18 protein-coding genes are annotated in these 19,433 nt (G+C 71.0%); 10 read left to right on the forward strand and 8 right to left on the reverse strand.

Annotated features, from left to right (window positions below):
• Positions 1-613: 613 nt before the first annotated feature.
• From OIE75_RS13105 to OIE75_RS13115, 3 genes are all read right to left on the reverse strand, one after another.
• A complete protein-coding gene (locus tag OIE75_RS13105) occupies positions 614-1,912 on the reverse strand; it encodes a citrate synthase (RefSeq protein WP_307012222.1) in 1,299 nt (432 codons plus the stop codon).
• A 237-nt stretch (positions 1,913-2,149) separates the two neighbouring features.
• Complete coding sequence (gene recD2, locus OIE75_RS13110; protein ID WP_307012223.1) at positions 2,150-4,417, reverse strand: SF1B family DNA helicase RecD2; 2,268 nt, start codon at positions 4,415-4,417, stop codon at positions 2,150-2,152.
• 91 nt (positions 4,418-4,508) lie between these two features.
• Positions 4,509-5,186: a TetR/AcrR family transcriptional regulator gene (locus OIE75_RS13115; protein WP_307012224.1), complete on the reverse strand. Its 678-nt coding sequence runs from the start codon at positions 5,184-5,186 to the stop codon at positions 4,509-4,511.
• A 104-nt stretch (positions 5,187-5,290) separates the two neighbouring features.
• Between OIE75_RS13115 and OIE75_RS13120 the strand changes: the two genes are divergently transcribed.
• The 3 genes from OIE75_RS13120 to OIE75_RS13130 all read left to right on the forward strand — a co-directional run bounded on the left by OIE75_RS13120 (position 5,291) and on the right by OIE75_RS13130 (position 6,684).
• On the forward strand, positions 5,291-5,680 hold the full coding sequence (locus OIE75_RS13120) for a VOC family protein (protein WP_307012226.1): 390 nt from the start codon (positions 5,291-5,293) through the stop codon (positions 5,678-5,680).
• A gap of 40 nt (positions 5,681-5,720) precedes the next feature.
• Positions 5,721-6,320 carry a dihydrofolate reductase family protein gene (locus OIE75_RS13125; RefSeq protein WP_307012228.1) on the forward strand — a complete coding sequence of 200 codons (600 nt, stop codon included), beginning with the start codon at positions 5,721-5,723 and terminating at the stop codon, positions 6,318-6,320.
• Positions 6,321-6,453: 133 nt separating this feature from the next.
• On the forward strand, positions 6,454-6,684 hold the full coding sequence (locus tag OIE75_RS13130) for a hypothetical protein (RefSeq protein ID WP_443078346.1): 231 nt from the start codon (positions 6,454-6,456) through the stop codon (positions 6,682-6,684).
• A 440-nt stretch (positions 6,685-7,124) separates the two neighbouring features.
• Here the strand turns inward: OIE75_RS13130 and OIE75_RS13135 are convergent, their stop codons facing one another.
• Both OIE75_RS13135 and OIE75_RS13140 read right to left on the reverse strand, forming a co-directional pair.
• Entirely contained in the window at positions 7,125-7,472 is a 348-nt protein-coding gene (locus OIE75_RS13135; protein WP_329470962.1) for a hypothetical protein, read from the reverse strand.
• Between the two features lie 145 nt (positions 7,473-7,617).
• On the reverse strand, positions 7,618-8,604 hold the full coding sequence (locus OIE75_RS13140; RefSeq protein ID WP_329470963.1) for an RNA polymerase sigma-70 factor: 987 nt from the start codon (positions 8,602-8,604) through the stop codon (positions 7,618-7,620).
• 130 nt (positions 8,605-8,734) lie between these two features.
• Here OIE75_RS13140 and OIE75_RS13145 point away from each other — a divergent pair, with 130 nt between their 5' ends.
• From OIE75_RS13145 to rbsD, 7 genes are all read left to right on the forward strand, one after another.
• The gene (locus tag OIE75_RS13145; RefSeq protein WP_307012235.1) at positions 8,735-9,220 is read left to right on the forward strand and encodes a carboxymuconolactone decarboxylase family protein; all 486 of its coding nucleotides are present in this window, start codon (positions 8,735-8,737) and stop codon (positions 9,218-9,220) included.
• A gap of 233 nt (positions 9,221-9,453) precedes the next feature.
• On the forward strand, positions 9,454-9,981 hold the full coding sequence (locus OIE75_RS13150) for a DUF1062 domain-containing protein (RefSeq protein ID WP_329470966.1): 528 nt from the start codon (positions 9,454-9,456) through the stop codon (positions 9,979-9,981).
• A gap of 140 nt (positions 9,982-10,121) precedes the next feature.
• A complete protein-coding gene (locus OIE75_RS13155) occupies positions 10,122-11,156 on the forward strand; it encodes a LacI family DNA-binding transcriptional regulator (RefSeq protein ID WP_329470968.1) in 1,035 nt (344 codons plus the stop codon).
• A complete protein-coding gene (locus OIE75_RS13160) occupies positions 11,153-12,742 on the forward strand; it encodes a sugar ABC transporter ATP-binding protein (protein ID WP_329470970.1) in 1,590 nt (529 codons plus the stop codon). Before OIE75_RS13155 ends, OIE75_RS13160 begins: the two co-directional genes overlap by 4 nt.
• Positions 12,732-14,687 (forward strand): ABC transporter permease/substrate-binding protein, encoded by a 1,956-nt coding sequence (locus OIE75_RS13165; RefSeq protein WP_307012244.1) that lies wholly within the window; start codon positions 12,732-12,734, stop codon positions 14,685-14,687. Before OIE75_RS13160 ends, OIE75_RS13165 begins: the two co-directional genes overlap by 11 nt.
• A 103-nt stretch (positions 14,688-14,790) precedes the next feature.
• On the forward strand, positions 14,791-15,693 hold the full coding sequence (locus OIE75_RS13170; protein WP_329470971.1) for a ribokinase: 903 nt from the start codon (positions 14,791-14,793) through the stop codon (positions 15,691-15,693).
• Entirely contained in the window at positions 15,690-16,079 is a 390-nt protein-coding gene (gene rbsD, locus OIE75_RS13175) for a D-ribose pyranase (protein WP_307012248.1), read from the forward strand. The genes OIE75_RS13170 and rbsD overlap by 4 nt, the downstream gene beginning before the upstream one ends.
• 162 nt (positions 16,080-16,241) lie before the next feature.
• Here the strand turns inward: rbsD and OIE75_RS13180 are convergent, their stop codons facing one another.
• Genes OIE75_RS13180 through OIE75_RS13190 form a run of 3 tightly spaced genes read right to left on the reverse strand, consistent with a single transcriptional unit; the run spans position 16,242 to position 19,413 of the window.
• Positions 16,242-17,057 (reverse strand): sugar phosphate isomerase/epimerase family protein, encoded by an 816-nt coding sequence (locus OIE75_RS13180; protein WP_307017914.1) that lies wholly within the window; start codon positions 17,055-17,057, stop codon positions 16,242-16,244.
• A gap of 47 nt (positions 17,058-17,104) precedes the next feature.
• Positions 17,105-18,265, reverse strand: a complete 1,161-nt coding sequence (locus OIE75_RS13185; protein ID WP_307012250.1) for a dihydrodipicolinate synthase family protein — start codon at positions 18,263-18,265, stop codon at positions 17,105-17,107.
• Positions 18,262-19,413, reverse strand: a complete 1,152-nt coding sequence (locus tag OIE75_RS13190; protein WP_307012252.1) for a Gfo/Idh/MocA family protein — start codon at positions 19,411-19,413, stop codon at positions 18,262-18,264. Before OIE75_RS13190 ends, OIE75_RS13185 begins: the two co-directional genes overlap by 4 nt.
• Between the last annotated feature and the right edge of the window lie 20 nt (positions 19,414-19,433).

Raw genomic sequence — 19,433 nt, forward strand, 5'->3', positions numbered from 1 at the left:
ATGCGGTGGCCCCTCTGGAGTCCGGCACGTACCTCACATAAGCTCTTCACAAGGCTCGCGCATCTTCCTTACGCTGGAGTCCCGGTCGACGTATCGGGGCCCTTGCGCCTGTAAGGGACATATGCGGCATATGCAAGAGACGCAGATCACAGTGATGCGAACGTAACCATCGAAGGGGTTCGAAGGTCTAAGTTGGCGATGTCAGGGAGCGTCTTGGGGGGCGCCACCTGGCATCTGGGGATGTCTTGGGGGACTTTCCCAGAGCTGCGTTGCCGGGACACGTACACCGGGAAGCTTTGAGCGGCCCTCCCGGGCGTGCGCTGTCCCGGCAGACCGCACGACACGTACGAACGCATGACACGTACGAGCACGACACAGCGAATTCAGGCGCTGTCCTCACAGACGCCCGGCCGGATCCCGTGGGGGGAATCCGCACCGGGACATGGGAAGGCGCCCTGGATCGTCGGCCCGTGGGGGGACCGGCGCCAGGGCGCCTTCTGCTGTTCCGGGACAGGGACGTCCCGGTGCGCGCACACTCCGGACACGAGAGAGTCCCGTACCGCTCTGGGCGGTGCGGGACTCTCCTGGTGCGCGTGCGGGGGTGCCTTGCGGCTCAGCGCTCCTCGACCGGGACGAAGTCGCGCTCGACGACGCCGGTGTAGATCTGGCGCGGGCGGCCGATGCGAGAACCCGGCTCCTTGATCATCTCGTGCCACTGGGCGATCCAGCCCGGAAGGCGGCCGAGGGCGAACAGGACCGTGAACATCTCGGTCGGGAAGCCCATGGCCCGGTAGATCAGACCGGTGTAGAAGTCGACGTTCGGGTAGAGGCTGCGCGAGACGAAGTAGTCGTCGGAGAGCGCGTGCTCCTCCAGCTTCAGGGCGATGTCCAGCAGCTCGTCGGACTTGCCGAGGGCGGAGAGCACGTCGTGCGCGGCGGCCTTGATGATCTTGGCGCGCGGGTCGAAGTTCTTGTAGACCCGGTGGCCGAAGCCCATCAGGCGGACGCCGTCCTCCTTGTTCTTCACCTTGCGGATGAAGGAGTCGACGTCGCCGCCGGCGTCGCGGATGCCCTCCAGCATCTCCAGCACCGACTGGTTGGCGCCGCCGTGCAGCGGGCCCCAGAGCGCGTTGATGCCGGCGGAGATCGAGGCGAACATGTTCGCCTGCGAGGAGCCGACCAGGCGGACCGTGGAGGTCGAACAGTTCTGCTCGTGGTCCGCGTGCAGGATCAGCAGCTTGTCCAGGGCGGAGACGACGGTCGGGTCGAGCTCGTACTCCTGCGCCGGGACGGAGAAGGTCATCCGCAGGAAGTTCTCGACGTAGCCGAGGTCGTTGCGCGGGTAGACGAACGGGTGGCCGATCGACTTCTTGTACGCGTAGGCCGCGATCGTCGGAAGCTTGGCGAGCAGCCGGATGGTGGAAAGGTTGCGCTGGCGCTCGTCGAACGGGTTATGGCTGTCCTGGTAGAAGGTCGACAGGGCCGAGACCACCGACGACAGCATGGCCATCGGGTGGGCGTCGCGCGGGAAGCCCTTGTAGAAGTTCTTGACGTCCTCGTGCAGCAGGGTGTGCTGCGTGATCTCGTTCTTGAACGAGGTCAGCTCGTCGACGGTGGGCAGCTCGCCGTTGATCAGCAGGTAGGCGACCTCCACGAAGGAGGAGCGCTCGGCCAGCTGCTCGATCGGGTAGCCGCGGTACCGGAGGATGCCGGCCTCGCCGTCCAGATAGGTAACGGCGGATTTATAGGCGGCGGTGTTGCCGTAGCCGCTGTCCAGCGTCACCAGACCGGTCTGGGCGCGGAGCTTCCCGATGTCGAAGCCCTTGTCACCGACGGTGCTGTCGATCACCGGGTAGGTGTACTCGTCGTCGCCGTACCGCAGTACTACCGAGTTGTTGGTGTGCTCGCTCACGTCTTCCCTCACCGACGTAGTGCCTCATCTTCGAGGTGCCCTGACTGTCTCTACCATCCCCCACTTGGCTCAGGAGAGTGCACTCGGGGTCGACCATCGGGCCTATCGGCGGCACTCAGTGCCGCCAACTTGCTCATCCTGCCCCCTCTTTCCTCCTTCCGGAAGTGCTCTGTGACCTTTGCGACTCGTTTGATCGATCATTTTTTTCACACGGGCCAGGAGGTTTGCCGGAAGGTTTCAAGGGCGAGGGCCCGCCAGCCGGAAGTCGAGCGCCGTACAGCGCCGTCCGGCCGAGACCGTGCGCACCGCCTGTCCGATCGCCTTGCGGGAACCGACGAGGACGACCAGCTTCTTGGCCCGGGTGACCGCCGTGTACAGCAGGTTCCGCTGGAGCATCATCCAGGCGCCGGTGGTCACGGGGATGACGACCGCCGGGTACTCGCTCCCCTGGGAACGATGGATGGTCACCGCGTAGGCGTGGGCCAGTTCGTCCAGTTCGTCGAATTCGTACGGAACCTCCTCGTCCTCGTCCGTCAGTACGGTGAGGCGCTGGTCCACCGGGTCGAGTGAGGTGACCACGCCGACGGTGCCGTTGAAGACGCCGTTCTCACCCTTCTCGTAATTGTTGCGAATCTGGGTGACCTTGTCGCCGACCCGGAAGACACGGCCGCCGAACCGCTTCTCCGGCACGTCGGGGCGGCCCGGGGTGACGGCCTGCTGGAGCAGTCCGTTCAGCGTGCCCGCGCCGGCCGGTCCGCGGTGCATGGGAGCGAGGACCTGCACGTCCCGGCGCGGGTCGAGGCCGAACTTGGCGGGGATGCGGCGGGCGGCGACGTCCACGGTGAGGCGGCCGGCCTCCTCCGTGTCGTCCTCGACGAAGAGGAAGAAGTCCTTCATGCCGTCGGTGACGGGGTGCTGCCCACCGTTGATGCGGTGGGCGTTGGTGACCACGCCCGACTGCTGCGCCTGCCGGAACACGCGGGTGAGCCGGACGGCCGGGACGGGGCCGCCGTCGGCGAGCAGGTCCCGCAGCACCTCCCCCGCGCCGACGCTGGGCAGCTGGTCGACGTCACCGACGAAGAGCAGGTGCGCGCCCGGCGGCACGGCCTTCACCAGCTTGTTGGCGAGGAGCAGGTCGAGCATGGAGGCCTCGTCGACCACGACGAGGTCGGCGTCGAGCGGCCGGTCCCGGTCGTAGGCGGCGTCGCCGCCCGGCTTCAGCTCCAGCAGGCGGTGCACGGTCGACGCCTCGGCGCCGGTCAGCTCGGCGAGGCGCTTGGCGGCCCGGCCGGTCGGGGCGGCGAGCACCACCTTCGCCTTCTTGGCGCGGGCCAGCTCGACGATCGAGCGGACGGTGAAGGACTTGCCGCAGCCGGGTCCGCCGGTGAGGACGGCGACCTTCTCGGTGAGCGCCAGCTTCACGGCCGCCTCCTGCTCGGGCGCGAGGTCGGCGCCGGTGCGGGTGCCGAGCCAGCCGAGCGCCTTGTCCCAGGCCACGTCCCGGAAGCCGGGCATCCGGTCCTCGTCGGTGCGCAGGAGGCGCAGCAGCTGCGCGGAGAGGGACAGCTCGGCGCGGTGGAACGGGACGAGGTAGACGGCGGTGACGGGGTCGCCGCCCTCCGGGTCGGGGATCCGCTCCCGCACCACGCCGGGGTCGTCGCCGTCCTCCGCCGGCTCGGCCGCCAGTTCGGCGAGGCACTCGATGACGAGGCCGGTGTCCACCTGGAGCAGCTTCACCGCGTCGGCGATGAGCCTCTCCTCGGGGAGATAGCAGTGCCCCTGGTCGGTCGCCTGCGAGAGCGCGTACTGCAGCCCCGCCTTCACCCGGTCCGGGCTGTCGTGCGGGATGCCGACGGACTGGGCGATCTTGTCGGCGGTCAGGAAGCCGATGCCCCACACGTCGGCGGCCAGGCGGTACGGCTGGTTCTTCACGACGGAGATGGAGGCGTCGCCGTACTTCTTGTAGATGCGGACCGCGATCGACGTCGACACCTCGACGGTCTGGAGGAAGACCATGACCTCCTTGATCGCCTTCTGCTCCTCCCAGGCGTCGGCGATCTTCTTGGTCCGCTTGGGTCCGAGGCCGGGGACCTCGATGAGCCGCTTGGGCTCCTCCTCGATGATGGTGAGCGTGTCCAGCCCGAAGTGCTGTGTGATCCGGTCGGCGAAGACCGGCCCGATGCCCTTGACCAGGCCCGAACCGAGGTAGCGCCGGATGCCCTGGATCGTGGCCGGCAGGAGGGTCGTGTAGTTCTCCACGTGGAACTGCTTGCCGTACTGGGGATGCGACCCCCAGCGTCCCTCCATCCGCAGGGACTCCCCGGCCTGCGCACCGAGCAGCGCACCGACGACGGTGAGCAGGTCACCGGCGCCGCGGCCGGTGTCGACACGGGCGACCGTGTAGCCGTTCTCCTCGTTGGCGTACGTGATGCGTTCCAGGACGCCGGTGACTTCGGCGAGGCCCGGCCGGCTCCCCCGGTCCGCACCACTTCCCGCGCCGGACACCGCCCCACCTGCCCCTTCGCGTCCCCGTTCCGAGTCCTGGAAGGAGGCTACCGGGAGCCACTGACAGGCCGAGTGGTCGGCGCTCCCGGCCTCAGGCGATCGCGTAGTCGTGGATGGCCGGTTCGAGAAGGCCGAAGGCGCGTGCCGCTTCCTTCGCGACGGTCTTGGCGATCTCGTCGTGTGTGTGCCCGGCCAGGGTGAGGTCCTGGATGCGCTGGAACAGGACGCGGTGCACGGCGCCGAGCAGCGCGGCGACGGTGCGGACGGTCATGTCGTCCGGACGTGCGCCGACGGCCTCGGCGAGGGCCTCGGCCAGCGCCTGCTCGCGCCGGTCGTGCAGGGTGCGCAGGCACGCCGACAACGTGGGGCTGTCGTCGACCATGCGGGAGAACTCGGGGCCCGCGAATCCGGCGACCGGGTCCCGCCCCGCGACAGAGGCGTCGAAGGCACGGCGAAGCGCCGCGAGGGCGGACTCCCCGGGGCGGCGGGAGGCCACGGTGCGCGCCAGCGTGGCGCTGAACTCGTCCTGGTGGTCGAGGGCCAAGTCCTCCTTGCGCGCGAAGTAGTTGGTCACCGTCTTCTTCGCGACGCGGGCCGCCGCCGCGATCTCGGCGATGGTGGTGTCCTCGAAGCCCTGCTCGATGAAGAGCCGGGTCGCGTGGTCGGAGATCAGCTGTCGCGTCTCCTGCTTCTTCGCCTCGCGCAGGCCCGGTGGGGCGGTGGCGTCGGCTGCGGTGGCACTCGCCGGGTGGCTCGTCCTCGTCTCCATGAGGCGAATCTTACCTCCGTAGCAAAAATAGGTTTACAGCATTGAGCGTATGGAAGTAATCTTACTACCGACGTAAGATCAGCCCTCCAGGGAAGGAACCCCGCTTGAGGATCACCGCCTCCACCGTTTCGCTCACGGTCGAAGACGTCGCGGCCTCCCGCCGCTTCTTCACCGAGCACCTCGGCTACCAGGAGCAGGCCGCGGCCGAGGGATTCGTCTCCCTCACCCGTGACGATGCCGCCGTCGACATCGTCCTGCTCCGGCGGGGCATCGACGTCCTGCCGCCCGACCAGCGTGACCGGCACGCCGACGGACTGATCCTCGCCTTCACGGTCACCGGCCTCGAAGCGGAGGAGAAGCGACTGCGCTCCGAGGGCGTCGACATCACGATGCCGCTGCGCGAAGAGCCGTGGGGAGAGCGCCTGTTCCAGGTCACCGACCCCAACGGGGTCGTCGTCCAGCTCGTCGAATGGGCCGCACCGGACCCCTCCTGATTCCGATCCGATCGCGCAGACCCGAACGAAGGAGCACCGCGTGCGAAAGCTCGTGTACTACATCGCCACCACGCTGGACGGTTTCATCGCGGGCCCGGACGGCGCCGACCCCACGGGCTCGGACGGCTTCTGGCCGATCCCCGAGGACTACATCCGGCACCTGGTGACGGAGTACCCGGAGACCTTGCCCGTCCAGGCCCGGGCGGCGCTGTCCGTCACCGCGCCCGGCACGCACTTCGACACCGTCCTGGAAGGACGGCGCAGCTACGAGATCGGCCTCAAGGCGGGCATCACCGACGCCTACCCCCACCTGCGTCACCTGGTCTTCTCCCGGACCCTCACCGAGAGCCCGGACCCGGCCGTCGAACTGGTCGCCGGCGACCCCGTGGACAAGGTGCGGCAGCTGAAGCGGGAGGACGGCAAGGACATCTGGCTGATCGGCGGCGCGGAACTGGCCGGCGCCCTGTACGGCGAGATCGACCGGCTCATCCTCAAGATGGCACCGCTGACCATCGGCGCCGGAATCCCGCTCTTCTCCGACAAGGCCACGTTCGATCCGCGCGGCTGGCACCTCACCGGCCACACCGTGCTCGACAGCGGCGCGGCGTTCATGACCTTCGCGCGGGCCACCGGGGAGTGAGGTCGTCCACAGGTTCCCGGGAGCGGTCGTAGCCGGGCGCTGCCGGCTTCAGCCCTGCGATGGGCCACCTCAAGCCGTGTGGCAGGAAGCGCGGGCGGGCGGCCACCCGGTGAGGCCGCCCGCGATCCGGCCGATGTTGGCCTCGCTGGCCACCCTCGTCGGCAGCGGGGACCGGTACCTGTGGCCCCAGACCCACGACCTGCGCCGCATCCCGTTGCGCGAACCGACCCCGGTGTACGCGCACATGCTGCTGTCCCGGACCGGAGACCGGCACCCCGTGCTGACCGCACTGCGCGACCATCTGCGCTCTTCAAGGCAGCGCACCCCGGACGACGTATGGCTGCCGGCGTGGATGGACCGCTGACCGGACACCCGTTTCACTGCCGCCTGGACCGCCGTGACCTGCGACACCTGCTCCTCTTCGAGGACGGTCTGGGCGTTCATCGCGGCCGGCGTCGCCAACCGTTTCGCGGCTGTCGCCGACAAGGACGCCGCTGCACACGTACCGCCGAGCTTGACCGGCGTGGCCGGCTCACCGGAGATGTGCCTGAACGGACCTGCGTGAAGCCCCGCGCGGCGCGTAGCCGCACGCGGCCTTCCCACTCACGAACGGGAGCGGGCCAAGGAGTCAGCACCGGCACCAGTCGAGGGGATGCCGGAAACGGGGCCCGTGCTGTGCCCGTCCGAGAGACGCCCCATCGAGGAGGGCGCCGGCCGCGGCTGACTGCGGGCGTCAGGTACGCACACCGACGGCCGGTCCCATCGAGCGGACCAGCCGTCGGTGTGCCGTGCGGATGGCGGACGTCACCCCGTGGTGAAGGGTTCCTGTTCAGCGGCATCGCCGCGGCCGACCGTGAGGGCCCAGGTCACGGTCGACGGGGCCGTGACCGCCACCGTGCCGGCCTTGTGGGCGGCGTTCATGACGAGTTGGTTGTAGGTCACGGCGGGCTCCGCCGTGCTGCACTCGAGCGGGAAGCCCGTTCCCAGCACCGGCACCGAGACCTTGACGGTACCGGTGCCCCGGCAGATGACCGCGACGATGAGCGCCTTGCCCCGGGAGCCCGCGTCGTAGGAGAAGCTCGCGTTGCCGTGAGTTTCGCCCTGCTGACCGGCGACGACCTCACCGGCCTCAGGATCGAGCGCAGGCGGCACGAGCCCCGTGCTGTCCTGACCGGCCGGGGACGTCCCGGGTGCCGTGGTCGTGGCGGGGGCGTGAAGGTGGACTTTGCGGTGCGTGAGGCGCCGTGCTGGAGACCGGGGACACGCTGCCCCAGCCCCAGTAGGGGCCGGCGCCCGGTCAGCGGTGCAGGGCGGTTTCCCGTTCCATGCGCGTCAGCTTCTCGGGGTTGCGCACCGCGTACAGGCCGGAGATGCGGCCGTCGTCGAAGCGCACCGCCATCACCGTGTCCAGTTCGCCGTCGAGGCGGATGACCAGGGCCGGGTGGCCGTTGACCTGGGCCGGCTGCATCGACATCGCGACGGGCAGCTTGACCAGGCCGCCGAGCATCAGACGGGCCACCTTGTCGGCGCCCAGGACGGGTCGCAGAACCGCCTGCTTGATGCCGCCGCCGTCGCCCAGCAGGACGACGTCCGGAGCGAGGATGTCGAGCAGGCCCTGGAGGTCCCCCGTCTCGACCGCCCGCTGGAACGCGGCGAGCGCGTCCCGGGCCTTCGCCCGGGGGACGGCGCCGCGCGGCCGGCGGGCCGCCACGTGCGCGCGGGCCCGGTGCGCGGTCTGACGGACCGCGGCCGGGGTCTTGTCGACGGCCTCGGCGATCTCGTCGTACTCCAGGGCGAACACCTCGCGCAGCACGAACACCGCCCGCTCGGTCGGCGTGAGCGTCTCCATGACCAGCATCATCGCCATCGAGACGCTGTCGGCCAGCTCGACGTCCTCGGCCACGTCGGGCGTGGTGAGCAAGGGCTCGGGCAGCCACTCGCCGACGTAGGACTCCTTGCGGCGGCCGAGCGTGCGCAGCCGGGTCAGTGCCTGGCGCGTGGTGATCCGGACCAGGTATGCGCGCCGGTCGCGCACCGAGCCGAGATCGACTCCCGCCCAGCGCAACCAGGTCTCCTGCAGGACGTCCTCGGCGTCGGCGGCCGAGCCGAGCATCTCGTAGGCGACGGTGAAGAGGAGGTTGCGGTGGGCGACGAAGGCCTCGGTGGCGGGGTCCGTGCGTCCGTCCCCGGCGCCCGCCCCGGTCGTCGCGTCCTGTTCGTGGCTGCCGTACTCGCTCATGACCAGTTGCTCCCGCTCGTTCGCCTTCGACGGTGTCACGCGCACAGGACGCCGGCCACCGCCGGTCTGTGACATCCCCGGCCGGTGTTCCACGTCACACCCGCGCCCCGTCACAGGGTCCGGGGCGGCGGCGTCTTGTGTGCGTCAACGCGGCACCGAGAGTGAGGACGGGGTCATGGAAACCCGATTCAACCTGTTCGAGAACGAGATCGGCGGCCGGTTCGCCAAGCGGTTCGCGGGCTTTGCGCCGCTGCTCCAGCAGGCGTCGCTGCCGAAGTCGACGCAGGAGCTGGTCGCGCTGCGGGCCAGCCAGATCAACGGCTGCGGGCACTGCATCGACATGCACACCAAGGAGGCCACGGCCGCCGGGGAGAGCGCGGTCCGGCTCCACCTGGTCGCGGCCTGGCGCGAGTCCACCGTGTTCACCGAGGCCGAGCGGGCGGCGCTGGCCCTCGCCGAGGAGGGCACCCGGCTCGCCGACGCCCACCAGGGCGTGTCCGACGAGACCTGGGCCCAGGTGCGCAAGCACTACGACGACGACCAGATCGCCACGCTGGTCTGCCTCGTCGCCATGATCAACGCGGCCAACCGGCTCGCCGTGATCACCCACCAGGCGGGCGGCTCCTACGAGGCCGGCATGTTCGACGCGGCCTTCGACTGACGGACCCGGACGGCGGCGCCGCTCCCCCGGCGAAAACCGGTGGAGCGGCGCCGCCGTGCACAACTACCCTCCTGCCGGACCGAGTCGTCCGGTGAAGGGCGGGCCGTTGTACACCGCGTGAGACACCCCGAGTGCTGATCTGTCGCGCGTCGCACCTGTGCGCCGTGCTGCTTTCCGCTGCGGACTTCTCACACTGAAACCGGTGTACTCCTGTGCTCAACGACTGGGTTGTCATGCCCACCTGCCTGCCGCTCGCCCTCCGCCGCTGCCACGCGTGCGGGGGCGGGCGCTTCCGGGCGAACGGCAAGTTCCGCGCCAACGCCCACCACAAGCTCATCGACGCCTGGCTCCTCGTGCTCTGCACCATCTGCGGGGACACCGCGAAGCTCACGGTCTTCGAGCGCACGCGCGTGCGCTCCGTGCGGCCCGGGCTGCTGGACCGGCTGCACGGCAACGACCCCGCGCTGGCGGCGGAGTTGCTCCAGGATCCGGGCGTCCGGCGCCGTAATCGCGTCGCCCTCGACTGGGCCGGCGCCTGGCGCCTCGACACCGGCGGGCCGGACCACCTGGACCGCGAGGTGATCGACGTCTCGGTCCGCTTCGCCGCCCCGATCCCCGTCCGGCCGGTGCGGCTGATCGCCGAAGGGTGCGGTCTCTCCCGGGCCGAGGTCGAAAGGCTGGCCGCGGAGGGGAAGGCCGTCTCGGCCGTCCGGCTGGGCGCCAGACTCAGCGGCGACTTCACCTTCACGCTCAAGCGCTGAGGAGGCCGCCGAGGCTCCCGGCAGCCGCGCCGAGACCCGGTCACGATTGGGTCTCGGCGCGGCACCACCCCTTGCCCCAAGCTCCTGTAATCGTTTCCAATCCTCCGTGTAATCGATTCCACGAGGAGGTGGAAACGGCGATGGCGAGCATCAAGGACGTCGCCGCCGAGGCGGGCGTCTCCGTCGCGACGGTCTCGCGCGCGCTCAACGGCCACCCGTCGGTCAGCGCCGCCGCGCGCCGCCGCGTACTGGCCGCGGTCGAGACGCTGGGCTACCGCCCGAACGCCGTCGCCCGGTCCCTGCGCACCGACCAGACCCGCACCCTCGGCCTGGTCATCAGCGACGTCATGAACCCGTACTTCACGGAACTGGCCCGCTCCGTCGAGGAGGAGGCCCGCGCCCTCGGCTACAGCGTCATCATCGGCAACGCCGACGAGCGGCCCGATCTCCAGGACCATCACGTGACGACGCTGCTGGACCGCCGGATCGACGGGCTCCTCGTCTCCCCCACCGACGGCGGCTCCCCGCACATGCTGGCCGCCGCGCGGGCCGGGACGCCCATGGTCTTCGTCGACCGGTGGATCCCCGGCGTGGACGTCCCCGTCGTCAGGTCGGACGGGCGGGCCGCCGTACGGGACCTCGTCGCCCACCTGTACGGGCTCGGGCACCGCCGGCTCGCGATCATCGCCGGGCCCGCCGCCACCACCACCGGACGCGAGCGCGTCGACGCCTTCCGCGAGGCGCTCGGCGCGTACGAGCTGCCCCTCCCCGGCGCCTACATCGGGCAGGGCGACTTCCAGGCCGACAGCGGCCGCCGGGTCACCGAGGGCTTCCTCGACCTGCCCGAGCCGCCCGAGGTCGTCTTCGCCGCCGACAACCTGATGGCGCTCGGCGCGCTGGACGCCGTACGGGCGCGGGGTCTTCGGGTCCCCGAGGACATCGCGCTGGCCGCGTTCGACGACATCCCGTGGTTCGTGCACACCGATCCGCCGGTCACCGCCATCGCCCAGCCCACGGGCGATCTCGGGCGGGCCGCCGTCCGCGCGCTAGTCGACCGGATCGAGGGGCGGACCGGCGAGTCCGTCACCCTCCCCGCGCGGCTCGTCGTCCGCCGCTCCTGCGGTGAGGCGAATTCACAGGAACACCCGTCCCCCGTACGAAGGAGTACGCCGTGAGCAGCCGCAGTCCGGACGAGTTGCTGCGCATCGAGGGCATCCGCAAGACCTTCCCCGGCGTGGTCGCGCTCGACAGCGTCGACTTCGACCTGCGCCGGGGCGAGGTGCACGTGCTGCTCGGTGAGAACGGCGCGGGCAAGAGCACCCTCATCAAGATGCTCTCCGGCGCCTACACCCCCGACGCCGGACGGATCCTGGCCGGTGGCGAGGAGGTGCGCATCCACGGTGCGCAGGACTCCGAGCGCCTCGGGATCGCCACCATCTACCAGGAGTTCAACCTCGTCCCCGATCTGACGGTCGCCGAGAACATCTTCCTGGGGCGGCAGCCGCGCCGCCTGGGAATGATCGACCGGAAGAAGATGGACGCCGACGCCGAGGTGCTGCTGAAGCGGGTCGGCCTGAGCGTGTCGCCCCGCACGCGCGTGCGGGAACTCGGCATCGCGCGGCTCCAGATGGTCGAGATCGCCAAGGCGCTCAGCCTGAAGGCGCGCGTGCTCATCATGGACGAGCCGACCGCCGTGCTGACCTCCGAGGAGGTCGAGAAGCTGTTCGCCATCGTGCGGCGGCTGCGCGAGGACGGCGTCGGGATCGTGTTCATCACGCACCACCTGGAGGAGATCGCCGCCCTCGGCGACCGCGTCACCGTCATACGGGACGGGCGCAGCGTCGGCCAGGTGCCCGCCTCCACCCCCGAGGACGAGCTGGTACGGCTCATGGTCGGGCGGTCGATCGAGCAGCAGTACCCGCGTGAACGCACCGACACCGGTGAGGCCCTGCTCAAGGTGGAGGGGCTCACCCGGGACGGTGTCTTCCACGACGTCGGCTTCGAGGTGCGGGCCGGTGAGGTCGTCGGCATCGCGGGCCTCGTCGGCGCCGGGCGGACCGAGGTGGTGCGCGCGGTGTTCGGCGCCGACCCCTACGACGCCGGGACCGTGCACGTCGCGGGCGCGCCGCTGCGGCGGCACGACGTGAACGCCGCCATGGCCGCCGGGATCGGGCTGGTACCCGAGGACCGCAAGGGCCAGGGTCTCGTCCTGGACGCGTCGGTCGAGGAGAACCTCGGGCTCGTCACCCTGCGGACCACCTCCCGCGCGGGGCTCGTCGACCTCAAGGGCCGGCACGCGTCGGCGGAGCGGATCGCCGGGCAGCTCGGTGTGCGGATGGCCGGTCTCGGCCAGCACGTGCGCACCCTCTCCGGCGGCAACCAGCAGAAGGTCGTCATCGGCAAGTGGCTGCTGGCGGACACCAAGGTGCTCATCCTCGACGAGCCGACGCGCGGCATCGACGTCGGCGCCAAGGTCGAGATCTACCAGCTCGTCAACGAACTGACGGCCGCCGGTGCCGCCGTGCTCATGATCTCCAGCGATCTGCCCGAGGTACTCGGCATGAGCGATCGCGTGGTGGTCATGGCGCAGGGGCGCGTGGCCGGGGAACTGCCCGCCGGACAGGCCACGCAGGACGCCGTGATGGCGCTCGCCGTCAGTACGCCCCACAGCGATTCCGCCGGCAGCGAGTCCGCCCACGGCGACTCTCCCGACAGCGACTCCCCCCACAGCAACGGAACGGAGGCCACCGGTGGCCACTGACACGCTCAAGAGCAAGCCGGGCGCGCAGGGCGCCTCGGGCGGTGTGCGCCGCCTGCTGCTGGAGAACGGCGCGCTGACCGCGCTGATCGTCCTCGTCGTCGCCATGTCGGCGCTCTCCGGGGACTTCCTGACCGCCGACAACCTGCTCAACGTCGGCGTCCAGGCCGCCGTGACGGCGATCCTCGCCTTCGGTGTCACCTTCGTCATCGTCTCGGCGGGCATCGACCTGTCGGTCGGCTCGGTCGCCGCGCTGTCGGCCACCGTGCTGGCCTGGAGCGCCACCGAGGCCGGGATACCGGTCGCCCTCGCGGTACTGCTGTCCGTCGCGACGGGCATCGCCTGCGGTCTGGTGAACGGTTTCCTGATCTCGTACGGGAAGCTGCCGCCGTTCATCGCGACGCTCGCCATGCTGTCGGTCGGGCGCGGTCTGTCGCTGGTCATCTCGCAGGGCTCGCCCATCGCCTTCCCGGAGTCGGTCTCGCACCTCGGGGACACGCTCGGCGGGTGGCTGCCGGTGCCGGTGCTGGTGATGATCGTGATGGGGCTGATCACCGCGTTCGTCCTCGGGCGGACCTACATCGGCCGCTCCATGTACGCCATCGGCGGCAACGAGGAGGCCGCGCGGCTGTCCGGGCTGCGGGTCAAGCGGCAGAAGCTCGCCATCTACGCCTTCTCCGGCCTGTTCGCCGCCGCCGCGGGCATCGTGCTGGCCTCCCGGCTCTCCTCCGCGCAGCCGCAGGCCGCGCAGGGCTACGAACTGGACGCCATCGCCGCCGTCGTCATCGGCGGTGCCTCGCTCGCGGGCGGTACCGGCAAGGCGTCGGGCACGCTGATCGGCGCGCTGATCCTCGCGGTGCTGCGCAACGGCCTCAACCTGCTGTCCGTCTCCGCGTTCTGGCAGCAGGTCGTCATCGGTGTCGTCATCGCGCTGGCGGTGCTCCTGGACACCCTTCGGCGCAAGGCCGGCGCGACCACCCCGGCGGCCGGGACCTCCGGCGGCGGGAACCGGGGCAAGCAGGCGCTGACGTACGTCATCGCGGCGGTCGTCGCCGTCGCGGTGGTCGGCGCGACCTCGCTGCTGCACAACGGGTCCTCGGGCGGCAAGACGCAGAAGGTCGGCCTGTCGCTGTCGACGCTCAACAACCCGTTCTTCGTCCAGATCCGGGACGGAGCGGAGGAACAGGCGAAGAAGCTGGGCGTGGACCTGACCGTCACCGACGCGCAGAACGACGCCTCCCAGCAGGCGAACCAGTTGCAGAACTTCACCAGCGAGGGCCTGTCCTCGATCATCGTCAACCCGGTGGACTCGGACGCCGCGGGCCCCTCGGTGCGCTCGGCGAACAAGGACGACATCCCCGTCATCGCCGTGGACCGCGGCGTCAACGACGCCGAGACCGCCGCGCTGGTCGCCTCCGACAACGTCGAGGGCGGTGAGCTGGGCGCCAAGGCCCTCGCCGAGAAGCTCGGCGGCAAGGGCACCATCGCCATCCTCCAGGGCCAGGCCGGCACCTCCGCCAGCCGCGAGCGCGGGGCGGGCTTCGCGGCCGGCCTCAAGGAGTACCCGGGGATCAAGGTGGTCGCCAAGCAGCCCGCGGACTTCGACCGCACCAAGGGCCTGGACGTGATGACCAACCTGCTCCAGGCGCACCCGGACATCGACGGTGTCTTCGCGGAGAACGACGAGATGGCGCTCGGCGCGATCAAGGCGCTGGGTTCCAAGGCGGGCAGGTCGGTCCAGGTCGTCGGCTTCGACGGCACGCCGGACGGGCTGAAGGCGGTCCAGGAGGGCACGTTGTTCGCGTCCGTCGCGCAGCAGCCGAAGGAACTGGGCAGGATCGCCGTACAGAACGCGCTGCGGGCGGCCGAGGACAAGAAGGTGGAGCAGACGGTGAAGGTGCCCGTGAAGGTGGTCACCAAGGAGAACGTGGCCGGCTTCGAGGGCTGACAGGGGCGCACGGGAGTGCACGGGCGGACGGTCACGGCGACCGTCCGCCCACCTCACTGGGTTCACTCGGATCACTCGGTTCACTTGGATCGGAGAACGACTGATGTACGACTACGACCTCCTGGTCGTGGGGTCGGCCAACGCCGACCTCGTGATCGGCGTGGAACGGCGGCCGGGCGCCGGGGAGACGGTGCTCGGCTCCGACCTGAGCGTCCACCCGGGAGGCAAGGGCGGGAACCAGGCGGTGGCCGCCGCCCGGCTCGGCGCCCGTACGGCCCTGCTGGCCCGGGTCGGCGACGACGGCCACGGGCGGCTGCTCCTCGACTCGCAGCGCGCGGCCGGTGTCGACACGGTCGGCGTGCTGGTGGGCGGCGCCCCGACCGGCGTCGCGCTGATCACCGTCGACCCGTCGGGGGACAACAGCATCGTGGTCTCGCCGGGCGCCAACGGCCGGCTGGCGCCGGGCGACGTCCGCGCGGCCGCCAGCCTCTTCCACGCCTCCCGGGTCGTCTCCACGCAGTTGGAGATCCCGCTGGAGACGGTCGTGGAGGTGGTCCGGAGTCTGGCGCCGGACAGCCGCTTCGTGCTCAACCCGTCGCCGCCGCGCCCGCTGCCGCCGGAGGTCCTCGCGGCCTGCGACCCGCTGATCGTCAACGAGCACGAGGCGAAGGTGATCCTCGGCGACGCCCTGGTCAGCGAGCGCCCCGAGGACTGGGCCCGCATCCTGCTGGCCAAGGGCCCGCGTTCGGTGGTCGTGACCCTGGGCGCCGAGGGCGCGCTGGTGGCGTCGGGCGAGGGCGTCTCGCGGGTGCCGTCGGTGAAGGTGGACGCCGTGGACACGACGGGCGCGGGCGACGCGTTCACCGCGGCGCTGGCCTGGCGGCTCGGCACCGGCGACTCCCTCGCCGAGGCGGCGGCGTACGCGGCCCGGGTGGGCGCGGCGGCGGTCACGAAGGCGGGGGCGCAGGAGTCGTACCCCACCGCGGCGGAGGCCGAGGCGCTGTGAAGAGGGCAGGGATACTCAACCGCCACCTCGCGGGCGCGCTCGCCGAACTCGGGCACGGCGACGGGGTCCTGGTGTGCGACGCGGGCATGCCCATCCCGAACGGCCCGCGCGTCGTCGACCTGGCCTTCCGCGCCGGGGTGCCGTCCTTCGCTGAGGTGCTGGACGGTCTGCTCGCCGAGCTGGTCGTGGAGGGCGCGGTGGCGGCGACGGAGGTGCGGGAGGCCAACGCCGGCGCCGCGGCACTGCTCGACGGCCACTTCCCCGGCCTGACCCTGGTCCCGCACGAGCGGCTCAAGGAGCTGTCGGCGGGTGCGCGTCTGATCGTCCGCACCGGCGAGGCCCGGCCGTACGCGAACGTGCTGCTGCGGTGCGGGGTCTTCTTCTGACGGGCGCCCGTCCACAACTTTGAGAGGGCCCGGTCGCGACCGGGCCCTCTCGGGTTTCCCCTCCCCTTCAGAACCCCACGGATCCCCCCCGGGTCCCCCGCAGGGGTTCTGATGCCACGTACGACCCGCGGGACGCCGAAAGGGTTGCACGCGTCACCGTGATTATTTTTCCGGCCCGGCGTCCCCCGCGTGCGCGGCGAACCGCTCCGCCGTCTCGGCGAGTACCTCGCGTCCGTCGCGCGCCCACAGCGCCTCGTTGAACAGTTCGACCTCGATGGCGCCGGTGTATCCGGCCGCCTCCACGTAGCCCTTCCACTCCCGCATGTCGATCGCGCCGTCGCCGATCTGGCCGCGGCCGTTGAGGACGCCCTCGGGCAGGGGGGTGGTCCAGTCGGCGAGCTGGAAGGTGTGGATGCGGCCGCCCGCCCCGGCCCGGGCGATCTGCTCGGGCGCCCGGTCGTCCCACCAGATGTGGTACGTGTCGACGGTGACGCCGACCTGGTGGGCGGGGAAGCGTTCGGCCAGGTCCAGGGCCTGGGCGAGGGTGGAGACCACGCAGCGGTCCGAGGCGTACATCGGGTGCAGCGGCTCGATGGCGAGGCGTACGCCGTGCTGCTCGGCGTAGGGGGCGAGTTCGGTGAGCGCGTCCGCGATGCGTTCGCGGGCGGCGCGCAGGTCCCTGTGGCCGGCCGGGAGGCCGCCGGAGACCAGGACGAGGGTGTCGGTGCCGAGGGCTGCGGCCTCGTCGACGGCGCGGCGGTTGTCGGCCAGGGCGGCGGCGCGCGCCTCCGGGTCGACGGCCGTGAGGAATCCGCCGCGGCACAGGGTGGTGACGGTCAGGCCCGCGTCGCGGACCAGCTTGGCCGCCGCCTCGACGCCGTACGCCTGGACCGGTTCGCGCCACAGGCCGACGTTGCCGATGCCCAGGTCGCGGCAGGCGGTGGTCAGTTCGGGCAGCGTCAGCTGCTTGACCGTCATCTGGTTGATGCTGAAGCGGGTCAGGTCGGGGGCGGGACGGGTGTCGCTCACCGGGTGACTCCGTACAGGTCGAGCAGGGTCCGCATGCGCTCCTCGGCGAGTTTCGGGTCCGGGAACAGGCCGAGACCGTCGGCGAGTTCGTAGGCGCGGGCGAGGTGCGGCAGGGAGCGGGCCGACTGGAGGCCGCCGACCATCGTGAAGTGGCTCTGGTGGCCGGCCAGCCAGGCCAGGAACACCACGCCCGTCTTGTAGTAGCGGGTGGGGGCCCGGAAGAGGTGGCGGGAGAGTTCGACGGTGGGGTCGAGGAGGGCGCGGAAGCCCTCCGTGTCGCCGGTGTCGAGGTGGCGGACCGCCTCGGCGGCCAGCGGGCCCAGGGGGTCGAAGATGCCGAGCAGGGCGTGGCTGAAGCCCTGTTCGTCGCCCGCGATCAGCTCCGGGTAGTTGAAGTCGTCCCCGGTGTAGCAGCGCACGCCCCGCGGGAGGCGGCGGCGCAGGTCGATCTCGCGCCGGGCGTCCAGGAGGGAGACCTTGATGCCGTCGACCTTGTCGGGGTGGGCGGCGATGACCTCCAGGAAGGTGTCCGTCGCCGTGTCGAGGTCGGACGAGCCCCAGTAGCCCTCCAGCGCCGGGTCGAACATCGGGCCCAGCCAGTGCAGGACGACCGGTTCGGCGGACTGGCGGAGGAGGTGGCCGTAGACCTCCAGGTAGTCGTCCGGGCCCTTCGCGGTCGCGGCGAGGGCGCGGGAGGCCATGAGGATGGCCTGGGCGCCCGACTCCTCGACGACGGCGAGCTGTTCCTCGTAGGCCGCCCGGACCTCGGCGAGAGTGCCGGCCGTGAGCTGGTCGGTGCCGACGCCGCACGCGATGCGGCCGCCGGTCGCCCGCGCCTCGGCGGCGGAGCGGCGGATCAGCTCGGCCGCCGTGGCCCAGTCCAGGCCCATGCCGCGCTGGGCGGTGTCCATCGCCTCGGCGACGCCGAGTCCGTGGGACCACAGGTGGCGGCGGAAGGCGAGGGTGGCGTCCCAGTCGACGGCGGCGGGTGAGTCGGGGGTGGTGTCGGCGAACGGGTCGGCGACCACGTGCGCCGCCGAGAAGACCGTCCGGGAGGTGAAAGCGCTTCCCGGGGCTTCCCGGGTGACGGCGAGCGGCTCGGTGCGCGGCTCGTGGGCGCGCAGGGTGCCGTCCGCGCCCGGCAGGTGGAGGGTCACAGCGAGATCTCCGGTACGTCGAGGCGGCGGCCCTCCGCCGAGGACCTCAGGCCCAGTTCGGCGAGCTGGACGCCGCGGGCGCCGGCCAGCAGGTCCCAGTGGTAGGGGGCGTCGGCGTAGACGTGCTTGAGGAACAGCTCCCACTGGGCCTTGAAGCCGTTGTCGAAGTCGCCGTTGTCCGGGACCTCCTGCCACTGGTCGCGGAAGGCCTCGGTGGCGGGGATGTCCGGGTTCCAGACCGGCTTGGGGGTGGCGGAGCGGTGCTGGACGCGGCAGTTGCGCAGGCCGGCCACCGCCGAGCCCTCGGTGCCGTCGACCTGGAACTCGACCAGCTCGTCGCGGTTGACCCGCACCGCCCAGGAGGAGTTGATCTGCGCGATCGCGCCCCCGTCCAGCTCGAAGACGCCGTAGGCGGCGTCGTCGGCGGTGGCGTCGTAGGGCTTGCCGTTCTCGTCCCAGCGCTGCGGGACGTGGGTGGCGGTGAGGGCCTGCACGGACTTCACCCGGCCGAACAGCTCGTGCAGGACGTACTCCCAGTGCGGGAACATGTCGACGACGATGCCGCCGCCGTCCTCGGTGCGGTAGTTCCACGAGGGGCGCTGGGCCTCCTGCCAGTCGCCCTCGAAGACCCAGTAGCCGAACTCGCCGCGCACGGACAGGATCCGGCCGAAGAAGCCGCCGTCGATGAGGCGCTTGAGCTTGAGCAGGCCGGGGAGGAAGAGCTTGTCCTGGACGACGCCGTGCCGGACGCCCTTCGCGTGGGCGAGGCGGGCGAGGTCGAGGGCTCCGTCCAGGCCGGTGGCGGTGGGCTTCTCGGTGTAGATGTGCTTGCCCGCGGCGATCGCCTTCTTGATCGCCTCCTCGCGGGCCGAGGTGACCTGGGCGTCGAAGTAGATGTCGACGCTGTCGTCGGCCAGGACCGCGTCCAGGTCCGTGGAGACGTGGTCGAGTCCGTGCCGTTCGGCGAGCGCCTTCAGCGCGTGTTCGCGGCGGCCGACCAGGACCGGCTCCGGCCACAGCACGGTGCCGTCGCCGAGGTCGAGGCCGCCCTGTTCGCGGAGGGCCAGGATGGAGCGGACGAGGTGCTGGCGGTAGCCCATGCGCCCGGTCACGCCGTTCATGGCGATACGCACCGTCTTGCGTGTCACGTCATTCCCTTCGTACGAGC

This window comes from Streptomyces sp. NBC_01723, from assembly GCF_036246005.1.
Lineage (GTDB): Bacteria > Actinomycetota > Actinomycetes > Streptomycetales > Streptomycetaceae > Streptomyces.

What these genes read in the sequence shown, in the direction of transcription:
- OIE75_RS13115 (WP_307012224.1), bottom strand. Translation starts at nt 5,186, where the DNA reads ATGGAGACGAGGACGAGCCACCCGGCGAGTGCCACCGCAGCCGACGCC.
- OIE75_RS13130 (WP_443078346.1), top strand. Translation starts at nt 6,454, where the DNA reads ATGTTGGCCTCGCTGGCCACCCTCGTCGGCAGCGGGGACCGGTACCTG.
- OIE75_RS13145 (WP_307012235.1), top strand. Translation starts at nt 8,735, where the DNA reads ATGGAAACCCGATTCAACCTGTTCGAGAACGAGATCGGCGGCCGGTTC.
- OIE75_RS13150 (WP_329470966.1), top strand. Translation starts at nt 9,454, where the DNA reads ATGCCCACCTGCCTGCCGCTCGCCCTCCGCCGCTGCCACGCGTGCGGG.
- OIE75_RS13155 (WP_329470968.1), top strand. Translation starts at nt 10,122, where the DNA reads ATGGCGAGCATCAAGGACGTCGCCGCCGAGGCGGGCGTCTCCGTCGCG.
- OIE75_RS13170 (WP_329470971.1), top strand. Translation starts at nt 14,791, where the DNA reads ATGTACGACTACGACCTCCTGGTCGTGGGGTCGGCCAACGCCGACCTC.
- OIE75_RS13180 (WP_307017914.1), bottom strand. Translation starts at nt 17,057, where the DNA reads ATGACGGTCAAGCAGCTGACGCTGCCCGAACTGACCACCGCCTGCCGC.